Genomic DNA, 12,373 nt, shown 5'->3' with positions numbered 1-12,373 from the left:
ATTCAACAGCGAATCACGCCAAAAAACATTGAATCGAAAAACATTCCAGGTAAAATCCCAATCTAATAGCAAAAAGGAGAATATCAATTGGCAGCAGAGATAATCGCAGTCACGCAGCAAAAGGGCGGGGTCGGCAAGAGCACGATCGCGATGCATCTCGGCGCCGCATTCCACGAGAAGGGAAAGCGGGTTCTCGTCGTGGATGCCGATGGCCAAAACACGCTCGTCCACTGGGCCAGCGCGTCAACCGATGGCGAAGCCGGCATCCCGTTCCCGGTGGTCAACCTCTCCGAAGCCGGCGGCCAGATCCATCGCGAGATCAAGAAATTCATCAACGACTACGACATCATCGTCGTCGACTGCCCGCCGTCGATCACAGAGAAAGTCTCTGGCGTCGTCTTGCTAGCCGCCACGGTTGCAGTGATTCCCACTTCGTCTTCCCCAGCTGATTACTGGTCAAGCGTGGGCCTGGTCAAACTAATCCAGCAAGCCCAGGTCATGAATGAAGACTTGCGCGCGGTATTCCTGCTGAACAAGACGGAAGAGAAGCGCATGCTCACGCGTGAACTGAAGCGCGCTCTCGAAGAACTCGGTTTTCCGCTACTCCGAACGCAAATTCCCACGCGCGAAGCGTACAAGCAGGCCATGGCGCTAGGCCAGACGGTTTTGCAGATGAACGACCGCGGCGCACGCCTCGCCGCTATCGAAGTCCGCGCATGCGCCGACGAGATCGCGGCCATGCTTCCCTGACTTTATGCGCATAAAGGACCCTGAATGAAACCCTCCCAATTCGCCAAAGGCTTTCAGGCACGCCCTGATACGACGAGCAGCGAAAAGCGCACTGCACTCGACCGCCTCAACGCCATCGACGGACTCGTCCAGGACAAGCCAAAGGCGCGAGACGTTGCGGGGCGCGCGAGCCAGCCTCCTTTCGAGCCTGTTGTCGAGCCAGTTCTGGATTCAGCGCCAGGCGCAGAAAACGAATCCGCGGAATACCGTGCCTGGCGCATCGAACACGGCTACCGGCCCGGACAGATCATCGATTTGCCGCTCAAGGACATCAAGCCGAGCCCCTTCAATCCGCGTCACTTCTATCTGAAGACATCGATTGCAGAACTTGCTGTCAATCTCGCAAAGCAGGGGCAGCAGCAGGCGATTCACGTGATCCCCGACTATACGGCCCCCGGCAGCTACTACGTAAGCGACGGCGGCCGCCGCGTGCGGGCGCTGAAGGAGGCCAATAAGGAGGTCGTGAAGGCGATCGTCGTCGATCTGCCGATTGGCATCCAGAGCTACAAACTGGGTTACGACCTGAACGTTCAGCGCGATTCGCAAACCGTCTTCGACAATGCGGTGGTGTGGAAGCGATTCATCGACGAAAAGCACTTTCAGAGCCAGCGCGAGCTTGCTGACCATCTCGGCCTCGACGAATCGACGGTTGCCGTCGCACTATCAATCGGCAAGCTACCTGAATCGGTGATGCAGGAAATGGTGGTGCGCCCTGAGCGGTTCGGTTCGAACATGGCCTATCAGGTTGGCCGGTATCACGGGGCTCGAGGAACCGACGCTACGCTGCGCCTCATCAACCGCATCATTGCCGACGACCTGAGCACGCGCCAGGTCGCGGATATCGTGAAAGGCCGGGCAAGCGTGCAAGAGAGCCCCAAGCCGGCGGGGCGACAGCGCTATGCGCAAAGGATGGAGATCAAGCTGGATGGAGTAGCCGTCGGCGACCTGAAGTCATATGGCGACGACCGACTCGAACTACGCCTGAAAGGGCTCAGCAAGGATCGCCGCGATTCGATCCTTCAACAGATCGAACAGATCCTGAAAACGAAATAAGTTCGGAAAATGCTTCAGTAGTTGCCATCGGGGGGCGGACCGCTCGCGGCCGCCGCCCCGGCGCCTCCGCACCGCATTGCACGGAGCTGGAGGCCTGTCGCTATCAGGCTGCGCGCGACTGACTCAGCGTGAACGCCAGCAAATCGCCGTCGGTCGGTTCGCCCCAAGTCTTGCGTGCGAGCCAGTCAAAAAATGCCGTGTCCGCAAGCTTCGACTCCAGCCCGCGCCGGCGCCAGTCGTCGCGCAAATGCGTGCCGAGTCCAGGCAGTTCATCGGCCTCGAACGACTGACGCGCAAGCTCCCGCTCCATGTCGCCCTGCTCCTCATAAAGTGAGCGCGCTTCCTTGCGCCGATAAGCTGCGTACTCGTCGAGCAGACGCGCCTTCGGATCATCGGCCGCAACCGCCGCAGCAGCACCGCGCACAGCGGCCGGCGCAGTACCCGCCGCCGTTTCAACCGGCGGCGCATAGCCCTTCTTCAACGCGTCCTTGAATAGCGCGGCGGCACTGCGTACCGGCGGCAGGCTCGTGCTGCGCATGCGCTGCTCGGTCAACTGCAATGCGGCGCGAATGCGGTTTTCCTCGCTATCGGCGTAAAGCGATTGCGCTTCCTTGAGCGGAATGCCGATCTTCACCATCCGGTCGACGAGCGTGCTGTCGAAGACATTCGGATGCTCGTCGAGCGCGAGCATCGGCTGCTTGCGCTCGGTTACCCGAAACTGGATTTCGGCAACACGCCGCCCTTCGCGATGCTCGATCAACTCGACGAAGATGTTCGTGACCGCGTTGACTTCGGCAATCGCAGGCCGCAGATAATCGCGCTTGAAATATTTGTATTCGCGCTTGGCCTCGTCGCCCGCTTCGGTATCCGGCGTACCGGAGAGGATCGGGCGCCACCACTCCCAGGTCTCGCGCATCGTCAGATGACTGGGGTTCGTCAGATAGCGCACGCAGATTTCATAGAGCGCGAGGCCTGCGCTGCTGCGCAACTGGCTCTGGAATTGCAGGCTCAAGCGCGCGTACTGGACCGGGTCCAGCAGCTTCTTCTTGATCTTCGGTGCGAACGAGAATTCCACCCAGACGCGACGGGTCGCCGGATCTTCGAGAATTTCGGCATCCGCGATCAGCGTCGAGATGCCCCACTTACGCCCAGGCTTCTGGCTCGACGTGCCCTGGCTCCATTCGACCTGCACCGACACCATGCGGCGCAAATGCTCCTTCACGAGTGCGGTATCGTTCGAATCGAACGCCGAATTGGCAACGATGTCGGAAAGCAGCGCCCGGTAGGTATCGCCGGATTCGTCCGCTTGCTGGGCAACAGCGAGCAGGACGTTAAACAGCTTGCGGGTCAGCAGGGTGATCTTGCCGCTTTTCGGCTGGATTGCGATCGCCTCGACGGCCTTGCGCAATTCCGCCGAACTGGGACTTACCACATCCGTTTTTTTCACGCGCTTCGTGGCCATGCGTCGGGTCGAGGAGAGATTTTCGCGAAAGGATACCGCCTGTGGTGATAGGCGTCTATAGGGCGTCGCTCACCGTTGCCGGTGATGCGCGCATTGCACACGCCCCTCACCACGGTGCTCTCCCGTATCGGCTCACCTCCCGCCAGACGCCCGTCACGCGGGGCGCTTTATGTATCGCGCGATCTGGCCCGGGCGGCCGTTTTTCCTCTTGTATCTACGGTCCTTGTTAGCTCCTGTATCGACTCACCTTAAAAATTTTCGGCTGGCCAGCGAAAAGTGCCGCCGAAAAGGAGGTCGTGCGGCCTCCTGAAGCGAGGCAATCATGAAAATCTCGATCCGGCTCCGTCGTGCGCCAAAACTTCAGGTGCGCTCATCGCTGCAATGCTCAAAAGAGCCGGAAATGCCCCCGTCAATGGAGCAAAGTCCGAAGCTTTCGGGGGTAGAAGGTCCCAATCTTTCAGTACAACACTGAGAACTCAGTCGCCGCTCCCGTAAGCTCTCACCTTTGGTCGTCCTGGCCGCTCCAATCGATAGGCCTCGAAAGGCCGTCCCTACGCCGGTCGGCGCAGAATTGCTCCCGAGAATACTCACCTTTAATGTCGATCCAGCGCTCAACTGCACCGCCACGCCTGCTCCCGAAAAACCTCACTCCAGTCAATGCCGGAATGAAAAAATCAATAAATTCCGTGACTTATCCACACGTCCGCAGTGCGGCAAATGCGCGCCCCGTTCCCGGATAACCTCACCTCAAATGACGTAGAGAAAATTGGATGAGCGCGCGCTTGCCGCAAAAGCACTCCCGAATATCCTCACCAAAGCGAAATTCTGAGGCCACGGTTCTCCGTTCACATCCACGCAATTTCGCTGGCTCCGGCGCAGTGAACGCCAACTTGCTCCCGTATTAGCTCACCTTAGGCCCTGGATTCGCCAAAAACATATCCTGAAAAGGCTCACCTTGGGAGTTTATGGGTCCACGCGAGCATCCGGTGTCGCGGCATCGCGGAAATCCCCCGAAAAAGCTCACCTTTAGCAGCGTAAGCCCTCACGAAAACCACTGACGTCGGCCAGCCGGCGACATCGATGGGCACTTCCACTCCCGAAAAGCCTCACCTGAAAGCCCTGGATGCGCTCATTTCTGCCGATTTCCGCCTTTGGCTCCCGAAAAACTTCACCTTCGACCCGCATTTTTTCCCGATTCTTCTCACCAAAGCCGTTCCAGCCACTCGATTTACGTGAAAAACGGCGCGAATTCGCGGTCCCGAATCCGCTCACCGTTGCATTTCGCGTAACAGCACACCCTCTCCCGGGAGACTGGGACCCACCCGGCAACCGACTCCCGTATCGTCTCACCCTTGCCGAGAAGTCAAGAATCACCCCGATCCCGAACCCGCTCACGTCCTTTCCTGCAATGGCTCACCGGCTTTCCCGAAGCCCGTCACCCAATCCTCCCGCAGGGCCTCACCCAGGGTCCCGTAAAGCTTCACCTGATCGGCCCCAAAGCCACGCCAGGCAAGGATTTGCCGTGGCGTTAACGTTTTTAACGGGTATCAAGGGTGTTTACTTTTATGACTCTCAAGCACGATTACCCCCGCGAGTTCTCCAGGATATCCACAATTGAATCTACCGAACCGCCGCGGGTTACCGTCGCGCCTCGCGTGGAACAAAACTTCGCGGTAAAATTCACAGGAAAAATCGCGCGTTTACAAGGGCTTATGAAACAAAATTCAATTTGTTTCACGGGAAAACAGTCGCCAAGCCCCGTCCACATCGCCCGAAATGCCCCTAGAAGCCCAATCCCATAGCGCGAATCTCCCTGGAACGCAAAAACGTAGCAAATAAAACGTAATTTGTTATTATTCGTCCACTCCCCTGCCGAGAAGACGAACATGAGAGACCAGGACCGCCAGGTTATCCGTGAAGAACTCGATAATTTGCGCAAAAACGGTGCACGGAGGCAGGAGCTATCCCTGCACGCCTGCAAGCGCTTGTTCTTCGATTTCGAGATCAAGCCGTCGATGGCCGCCGTCCGCGAGCTGACGCAGACAGGTAGTGCGAGCGACATTCCCAAAGACATCGAGCTTTTCTGGCAGCGCATCCGTACGGCTTCGAAAGTGCGCGTTGGCGCCGGGGCCATTCCACCTGCGCTCGAAGAACGCGCTGGCGAGTTGCTCGGCGCGCTCTTCGAGAACGCCTTGACGCTCGCCCGTGATGCATTGCAGACCGAACGTGCAGAATTCGAGGCAGGTCGCCTCGATGCAGAGCAGGCTGCGCGTGATGCCGAAGCCCGTCGCGCAGCGGCCGACGAACTGCTGCAACGCGGCGAGGCACGCATCGAGGCAGCCTATGCGCGGGTGCGTGAGCTCGAGAGTCAGCTTGCAGCGGCTTCTGCCCAGGACGCGCTTGCGCAGGGCAACCGCGAGGTGCGACTCCAGCGTATCGAGGCCGAAAACGAATCGCTGCGCAAGCGGGTCGAGGCAGAGCAGACCACCAATGCGGGATTGCGCGACCGCATCGACGGCTTGCATGAAGAGTTGCGCAAGCGTACCGAGCACTACGCTCAGCAGATCAAGGATGCGCTCGCCGAAGCCGAACGGCGTGTCAAGCCGATGCTGGTCGAACTTGACTCGTTGCGCTCGATGTCGTCCACCTGGCAGGCGGCCCAGCGCGACGCAAGCAAGAAGGAATTCGAATTCATCCAGCAGTTGGCAACCGCGAAGGCTCGCGCGGACCGGCTCGACGCGCTGGTCCGCGAACGTTCCGACGAAGTCGATGTGCTGACGCGCCAGGTGTCGGTGCTACGCAGCCAGCAGGGGCTCGATGCGTCCGTGGCGGCCGTGTTGTGTTCCCTCGCCGAAGCGGGCCGACTGGGAGAAGCCGAACTGGCGCGCCTCGGTACGGTGGCCGATGGCCATATCACCCTGCCGGCGCGTTGCCCGAGTTGTCACGAGGGGGAGCCGGAACTGTCCAAAGTGGATGATGGATTCGAGTTCACTTGCCCGGAGTGCGACTACACCTCGGGCGCGAGGGGATCGAAGCTGGAGGCTTTTGCCCGCTTCATGGCGGGCAAGCATTCGCGCGAGCAGGCTTGAGGTGAGCGTTTACGGGAGCGTGCGGGGTTTTCTGTCGTGAGCCTTTACGGGAATCGCGCCGATAGTACGTTTCAGCCGATCGCAAGCCCGTGCGATGTTTCAAGCGTTGTCGTTCTGTGTAGAAGTGCCCAATGACGCTTGCCGGTCGGCCCAGGTTTTCCACGCTCGATGGAGCCGCCCGGCGGAAATCGGCTGCAGAAAACCGAGCCACTCCCCTACCTGATCCGAATCTACCCCGCGCTCGAACAGATCAGCCGCGAACGTGTTGCGCAAGGTTTGCGGACTCGCGCGCTCGGCGCGGGTTTCGGCCACACCGGCTGCTTCCATCAAGGCGTCGATGGCGCGCAACACCGTGGCCTTGTGCATCGGGCGTCCCGAGGGGGAGCCCGGAAACACGAGTTGCCCCGGTAGTCCGGCGAGCCGGCGGGCTTCGAGCCAGGCGCCGAGCACATCGACTGCATATGGCGCGAGACGGGTCACGCGCGTGAAAGCCGGATTGGCGGCTTCGATCGTGACCCATTCCGAGCCGAGCGCTACGCAGTCCAGCGTCAGCGCGATGGCATCCCCCGTTTTCAGGCCGCCGCCCAGAAAGATTGCGACGAGTGCGCGGTCGCGGCGTTCCCGCCATTGCTTCGCAGCCGACTGATCGACGAGGGGTGAGAACAACTGCCCGATGATCGCGGCGCGTTCGGCTGGAGTGAGGAAGCCGGTCGGCTCGTTTTCGCGCGCATTGCGCCACGCGGCTTCACCGTCCTGAGCGATGAAGCGCGCCGGATTCGTGGAAGCGAGTTCGATTTCCCGCACGTGATCGAGTACGCGCTCGATGAGTCGCAGGTAGCGAAGCCGCTGTGGCTTCTTCACTTCCAGGCCCGCGACGAATTCGGCGATCGTGCCGGTGTCCACGGTCATGATCGTTTTGCGCTTGAGCGCAAGCCATTCGAGGAAGCGCCCCCATTGCACGCGATACACCTCTGCAGAGGAACGGCGTAGATCTTGCGAGGCGAGCCAGGCATCGAACGCGGCGACAGGATCGCGTTGCCAGTCTTGACGTTGCTGGTCGAAGAGGTCGCGTGAGGTCGTTGAAGACGCCATCTCTCTCATTCCGTTAGTTGCATTGCGGAAGCATTATAGCGAGTTCGTTGCCGGGCGACCGGTGCGCGTGCCGGGTTCCTTCGGGGCACTCAGCCGCCCCAGGCCCGCGCGCGCCGCACGGCCTCGTTGCGCCGTGCCTGCCGGCGCGCCTCTTCGGCGCTTTGCGCGGCGCGTTCATAGGCTGAGACCGCGAAGGCGAACACCGCAGGCAGCGCATTCGACTGCCCGAAGTCGACGGTCTCGTCTGTTTCCGGCCAGGTGAGGTCGCCCGGCCGCTGAAAGAGGCCGAGCATGAGCGCGTCGTGGCGGCTGGCGAAGCCAAGGTCCGCGAGCGCCTCAGCCTCGATTGCGTGCAGCAGCCGCCACGTGAGCGGCACCTGCTTCGCGAGATAGCGCTGCGCGATGTTGCGGACGATATGTTCGAGGTCGCGTGCGGCGGCCTGAAAGCGCAAGGCCGCCAGGTCGTGCTCGAGCGGTAGTTCGGTTGGGAGGGACATCAACGGCTCCGATCGGACTTTCACTGTATAAATATACAGTAGTCGAGCCGATCGCGCAGCCTCATCCGTTCGGCCAGGTTTCGCGGTGAGGCGTACGTTCAGCCGTGAATCACCACCATCAACGCGCGGGCTTCGCCCTTGCCCACATTGCGGATCGCATGGGGCTGGTCGGCAATGTAACGCGCCGTGTCCGCTGCCTTGAGACGCTGCGTCGCGCCGGCCGCCTCGACCTCGACGCTCCCCTGCAGCACCGTCAGATGCTCGCGCGTGCCGGGTTCGTGCGGGCTCGATACCAGCGCGCCGCCTGGCTTGAGCGTCAGCTCATACCATTCGAAATGGCCGGCGAGCTCGATCGGCCCCCACACGCGCAACTGGTAACCGGCCTCGTGGCCGAGCAACGTCGGGATGTCGTGCGGCCCGGCGACGGCGATCGCCTCGGGCGCCTTCGGCGCGGCGAACAGCGAGTCGAGCTTGACGCCCAGTGCGTTTGTGAGCCGCCAGGCCACCGCAATGGTCGGATTCGCCTTGTCGCGCTCGATTTCCGATAGCATGGATTTCGAGACGCCAGCCGCACGTGAGAGGGCGTCGAGTGTCATTTTTCGCTCGCTGCGCAGCCGCTGGATCTGCTCGCCGACGCGCGGTGGCGCAACGGCGGCAGCCGCTGTTGATACGGCCGGGACGCCCGGCGTTGCGGTTGCGTCCGAAAGCTTGCCTGCCGGTGTGGCGCGCGATTTGCGGGTGCTTGCCATTTAAGGTCTCATCGTTTAGAGTGCGTTCGACATATCGAAATTACGTTCGAAATAAAGAATATTTTCGACAGCGGCTGACGGCGACTATAGCAGGCCGTAGCCGCTATGTGTCGACCCGAACTGGCGCGTTAGCGCCTTAAGCTGGTCCCATGCCTGAAAAGGCGGTCGACCAGAGTTGGCGCTTTAGCTGTCGGCCGGAGTTAGTGCTTCAGCACTTGACTCCGGGCCCGTGCAGAGCACTTACTCCGGTCCCATGCAGGATTGCCAGGAGCACGATTCATGCGAACCCCGTACATTGACCACCTGCGCGCAACGCTCGACCAGATTCGCGCGGACGGCTTCTACAAGCGCGAGCGCGTGATCGCGACGCCACAGTCCGCCGACATCCGGCTCGCCGACGGCAGCGACGTGCTCAACTTCTGCGCCAACAATTATCTCGGTCTCGCCAACGACGCGCGCCTCATCGCCGCCGCGAAAGACGGGCTCGATCGCGATGGCTTTGGCATGGCGTCGGTGCGTTTCATCTGCGGCACGCAAACCGTGCACAAGCAACTCGAAAGCGCGCTCGCCGCGTTCCTGCAAACCGAGGACTGCATTCTCTACTCGAGTTGCTTCGACGCGAACGGTGGCCTGTTCGAAACGCTGCTCGGCGAAGAAGACGCCATCATCAGCGACGAGCTCAATCACGCGAGCATCATCGACGGCGTGCGTCTTTCGAGGGCGCGCCGCTACCGCTACAAGAACAACGATCTCGCCGATCTCGAAGCGAAGCTGCGCGAAGCCGACGAAGCCGGCGCGCGCTACAAGCTTATCGCCACCGACGGCGTGTTCTCGATGGATGGCATCATCGCCGACCTCAAGGGCATCTGCGAGCTTGCCGACCGCTACGACGCGCTCGTGATGGTCGACGACTCGCACGCAGTCGGTTTCATCGGCGAGCATGGGCGCGGCACGCCCGAGCACTGCGGTGTCGCAGAGCGCGTGGACATCATCACCGGCACGCTCGGCAAGGCGCTCGGCGGCGCTTCGGGCGGCTATATCGCGGCCAGGCAGGAAGTGGTCGACCTGCTGCGCCAGCGCTCGCGTCCGTATCTCTTCTCGAACACGCTCACGCCGAGCATCGCGGCCGCTTCGCTCACGGTGCTCGAACTGATTGCGAGCGACGAAGGCGCGCAACTTCGCAAGCGCGTGCGCGAGAACGGCGCACAGTTTCGCCGCGAAATGAGCGCACTCGGCTTCACGCTCGTGCCGGGCGAGCACCCGATCATTCCCGTGATGCTCGGCGACGCGCAGGTCGCCTCCAGGATGGCCGATGCGCTGCTGTACGAGGGCGTCTACGTAATCGGCTTCTCGTATCCGGTCGTGCCCAAGGGCCGTGCGCGCATTCGCACGCAGATGAGCGCCGCGCACACGCCCGAGCAGATCGAACGCGCAGTGGCCGCGTTTGCTCGCGTCGGCAAGAGCCTCGGCGTGATTTAACAAGGATTGCGAATCAAATGAAAGCACTCGCCAAACTCGAAAGCGCGCCCGGCCTCACGCTCACGCGCGTGAAGAAGCCCGAAGTCGGCCATAACGACGTGATGATCAAAATCCGCAAGACGGCGATCTGCGGCACGGACATCCACATCTGGAAATGGGACGACTGGGCGCAGAAGACCATTCCGGTGCCGATGCACGTGGGCCACGAATACGTGGGCGAAATCGTCGAGATGGGCCAGGAGGTGCGCGGCTTCCAGATTGGCGACCGCGTTTCGGGCGAAGGGCACATTACCTGCGGCTTTTGCCGCAACTGTCGCGCGGGGCGGCGTCATTTGTGCCGCAACACGACGGGCGTGGGCGTGAACCGCGAAGGGGCGTTCGCGGAATACCTCGTGATTCCGGCCTTCAACGCGTTCAAGATTCCGCCTGAGATCTCCGACGATCTCGCCGCGATCTTCGATCCGTTCGGCAATGCCACGCACACGGCGCTGTCGTTCAACCTCGTCGGCGAGGACGTGCTCATCACGGGCGCGGGGCCGATTGGCATCATGGCCGTGGCCATTGCCAAGCACGTGGGCGCGCGCAACGTCGTCATCACAGATGTCAACGACTATCGTCTCGAACTCGCGCGCAAGATGGGCGCGACGCGCGCCGTGAACGTTTCGCGCGAGTCGCTGCGCGACGTGATGGCCGACCTCCACATGACCGAAGGCTTCGACGTGGGCCTCGAAATGTCGGGCGTGCCGAGCGCGTTCACGGCGTTGCTCGAGTCGATGAACCATGGCGGCAAGGTCGCGCTGCTCGGCATTCCGCCCGCGCAAACCGCCATCGACTGGAACCAGGTGATCTTCAAGGGTCTGGAAATCAAGGGCATTTACGGCCGCGAGATGTTCGAGACCTGGTACAAGATGGTGGCGATGCTGCAAAGCGGCCTCGATCTTTCGCCGATCATCACACATCGCTTCAACGTGGACGACTACGAGAAGGGCTTCGCAGCCATGCTCTCGGGCGAGAGCGGCAAGGTAATCCTGGACTGGACCACGGCCTGAGCGCGCCTCGCTTTCACTGCGTGTCTGATTGCGCATCACCGCCCGGCGCGGGCTGTTCGAATTCGGCCTCGATGCGCACGTCGATTTCGTCGCCCACTGCCGGATACCAGGTCGTGAGCCCAAACGCTGCGCGGCTGAAATGGCCGGAGGCCGTGAATCCGAGCGTGGGCTGCTCCGTGAGCGGATTCGGCGCATAGCCGTTCAGGGTCACCGCGAGTGTGACCGGTTGTGTCGCGCCGCGTATCGTGAGATTGCCCGTGAGCGTGCCGCGCCCCTCTCCCGTGCGCTCGAAATGCGTGCTCACGAAGCGGATCTGCGGGTAGCGTTCGACGTCGAGCATCTGCGGGCCTTTCACCATGGCGTTGAGCACGGGGACGTTGGTGTCGAGGCTCGTCGCGTCGATGTTCGCCTCGACCGTTGCTGCTTCGAGGCCGCCCGCGCGCCAGTCGAGCTGGGCCTCGGCGCGATCGAAGCGCATGACGAAGCGCGAGTAATGCAGGTGATCGACGTCGAACACGATGCTCCAGTGGTGCGCGTCTAGCACGTAGCGCTCCGTCGGCACGTCGGATTCGGTGCGGCTTACGCTGTGCGTGACGACGCGCAGCGGCGTGCACGCGGCGAGGCAGAGCGCGCATAGCGCCATGCAGACAGCGCGGCGCGAGCCGCGAACGAAGGGCGCAAGTGGCCGGTCATTCATCTCTTCTCCCATGCAAAACCAATTGGCTGCTACGTTCCAGAACGTTCGGCGGCCCGCGTTTCTTCCATCGTGGTCTGGCAGCATAGCGCGCCGGGGCCGGATCGTTGTCCTGTCGCTATAGGTGCACGCCCGTTGCGCGCCACGCGAAAGTCGGGTTTGATGCGCGGATCGGAGCCGAAAACCCCGGGAGTACCGTCCCATGCCAGCCGCGAACCACGCCGTGCGTTTTCACGCCACGCTCGTGCCCGACGTCGATGCGATTACGGCTGCCACGGCGCGCTCGTTCGGGCGCCACACGCACGATCAGTACGGCATTGGCGTGATCGATCGCGGCGGCCATGTGTCGCTGAGCGACGCAGGCCAGGTCGAGGCCGTGCCCGGAGATCTCATCCTCGTCAATCCCGGCGAGGTGCATGA

At 61.8% G+C, this 12,373-nt stretch carries 11 protein-coding genes and 2 pseudogenes; 8 read left to right on the top strand and 5 right to left on the bottom strand.

What is annotated here, in order from left to right; genetic code table 11:
* Positions 1-87 precede the first annotated feature (87 nt).
* The 3 genes and pseudogenes from parA to VMJ11_RS23955 form a co-directional block, all read left to right on the top strand.
* On the top strand, positions 88-750 hold the full coding sequence (gene parA / locus VMJ11_RS23960; RefSeq protein WP_325622426.1) for a ParA family partition ATPase: 663 nt from the start codon (positions 88-90) through the stop codon (positions 748-750).
* A gap of 24 nt (positions 751-774) precedes the next feature.
* A pseudogene (locus VMJ11_RS34535) lies at positions 775-883 on the top strand (chromosome partitioning protein ParB); the annotation flags it as partial.
* Between the two features lie 89 nt (positions 884-972).
* A pseudogene (locus VMJ11_RS23955) lies at positions 973-1,842 on the top strand (ParB/RepB/Spo0J family partition protein); the annotation flags it as partial.
* Positions 1,843-1,945: 103 nt separating this feature from the next.
* Here the strand turns inward: VMJ11_RS23955 and VMJ11_RS23950 are convergent.
* Entirely contained in the window at positions 1,946-3,304 is a 1,359-nt protein-coding gene (locus tag VMJ11_RS23950; protein WP_325622422.1) for a replication initiation protein, read from the bottom strand.
* Between the two features lie 1,080 nt (positions 3,305-4,384).
* Here VMJ11_RS23950 and VMJ11_RS23945 point away from each other — a divergent pair.
* Both VMJ11_RS23945 and VMJ11_RS23940 read left to right on the top strand, forming a co-directional pair.
* Positions 4,385-4,540, top strand: a complete 156-nt coding sequence (locus tag VMJ11_RS23945) for a hypothetical protein (RefSeq protein ID WP_325622420.1) — start codon at positions 4,385-4,387, stop codon at positions 4,538-4,540.
* Positions 4,541-5,190: 650 nt separating this feature from the next.
* Positions 5,191-6,393, top strand: coding sequence for a DNA-binding protein (locus VMJ11_RS23940; RefSeq protein WP_325622540.1), 1,203 nt, complete (start codon positions 5,191-5,193; stop codon positions 6,391-6,393).
* 99 nt (positions 6,394-6,492) lie between these two features.
* On the opposite strand, the gene VMJ11_RS23935 is transcribed toward VMJ11_RS23940, so the two are convergent.
* From VMJ11_RS23935 to VMJ11_RS23925, 3 genes are all read right to left on the bottom strand, one after another.
* Complete coding sequence (locus tag VMJ11_RS23935) at positions 6,493-7,485, bottom strand: tyrosine-type recombinase/integrase (RefSeq protein WP_325622418.1); 993 nt, start codon at positions 7,483-7,485, stop codon at positions 6,493-6,495.
* Between the two features lie 89 nt (positions 7,486-7,574).
* Positions 7,575-7,982 carry a DUF2471 family protein gene (locus VMJ11_RS23930; RefSeq protein ID WP_325622415.1) on the bottom strand — a complete coding sequence of 136 codons (408 nt, stop codon included), beginning with the start codon at positions 7,980-7,982 and terminating at the stop codon, positions 7,575-7,577.
* A 98-nt stretch (positions 7,983-8,080) separates the two neighbouring features.
* Positions 8,081-8,731: an XRE family transcriptional regulator gene (locus VMJ11_RS23925; RefSeq protein WP_325622413.1), complete on the bottom strand. Its 651-nt coding sequence runs from the start codon at positions 8,729-8,731 to the stop codon at positions 8,081-8,083.
* A 279-nt stretch (positions 8,732-9,010) separates the two neighbouring features.
* Here VMJ11_RS23925 and VMJ11_RS23920 point away from each other — a divergent pair, with 279 nt between their 5' ends.
* Together VMJ11_RS23920 and tdh are read left to right on the top strand one after the other, a co-directional pair.
* Positions 9,011-10,210: a glycine C-acetyltransferase gene (locus VMJ11_RS23920; RefSeq protein WP_325622411.1), complete on the top strand. Its 1,200-nt coding sequence runs from the start codon at positions 9,011-9,013 to the stop codon at positions 10,208-10,210.
* Positions 10,211-10,227: 17 nt separating this feature from the next.
* Complete coding sequence (tdh, locus tag VMJ11_RS23915; protein WP_325622409.1) at positions 10,228-11,259, top strand: L-threonine 3-dehydrogenase; 1,032 nt, start codon at positions 10,228-10,230, stop codon at positions 11,257-11,259.
* A gap of 13 nt (positions 11,260-11,272) precedes the next feature.
* Here the strand turns inward: tdh and VMJ11_RS23910 are convergent, their stop codons facing one another.
* On the bottom strand, positions 11,273-11,902 hold the full coding sequence (locus VMJ11_RS23910) for a YceI family protein (protein ID WP_414694461.1): 630 nt from the start codon (positions 11,900-11,902) through the stop codon (positions 11,273-11,275).
* Between the two features lie 253 nt (positions 11,903-12,155).
* On the opposite strand from VMJ11_RS23910, the gene VMJ11_RS23905 reads away from it, so the two are divergent.
* A partial coding sequence (locus VMJ11_RS23905; RefSeq protein WP_325622405.1) for an AraC family ligand binding domain-containing protein occupies positions 12,156-12,373 on the top strand: 218 nt, incomplete at its 3' end.

Origin of the sequence: Paraburkholderia sp., from assembly GCF_035501035.1 — a bacterium.
Taxonomy (GTDB): domain Bacteria; phylum Pseudomonadota; class Gammaproteobacteria; order Burkholderiales; family Burkholderiaceae; genus Paraburkholderia.
Note: the sequence above shows the minus strand (reverse complement) of the source record. Positions and strands in the feature narration are given on the sequence as shown.

Coding starts and splice junctions, on each gene's coding strand:
- VMJ11_RS23930 (WP_325622415.1), bottom strand. CDS start 7,982: ATGTCCCTCCCAACCGAACTACCGCTCGAGCACGACCTGGCGGCCTTG.
- VMJ11_RS23945 (WP_325622420.1), top strand. CDS start 4,385: ATGGGCACTTCCACTCCCGAAAAGCCTCACCTGAAAGCCCTGGATGCG.
- VMJ11_RS23935 (WP_325622418.1), bottom strand. CDS start 7,485: ATGGCGTCTTCAACGACCTCACGCGACCTCTTCGACCAGCAACGTCAA.
- VMJ11_RS23940 (WP_325622540.1), top strand. CDS start 5,191: ATGAGAGACCAGGACCGCCAGGTTATCCGTGAAGAACTCGATAATTTG.
- tdh (WP_325622409.1), top strand. CDS start 10,228: ATGAAAGCACTCGCCAAACTCGAAAGCGCGCCCGGCCTCACGCTCACG.
- VMJ11_RS23920 (WP_325622411.1), top strand. CDS start 9,011: ATGCGAACCCCGTACATTGACCACCTGCGCGCAACGCTCGACCAGATT.
- VMJ11_RS23910 (WP_414694461.1), bottom strand. CDS start 11,902: ATGGCGCTATGCGCGCTCTGCCTCGCCGCGTGCACGCCGCTGCGCGTC.
- VMJ11_RS23950 (WP_325622422.1), bottom strand. CDS start 3,304: ATGGCCACGAAGCGCGTGAAAAAAACGGATGTGGTAAGTCCCAGTTCG.
- VMJ11_RS23925 (WP_325622413.1), bottom strand. CDS start 8,731: ATGGCAAGCACCCGCAAATCGCGCGCCACACCGGCAGGCAAGCTTTCG.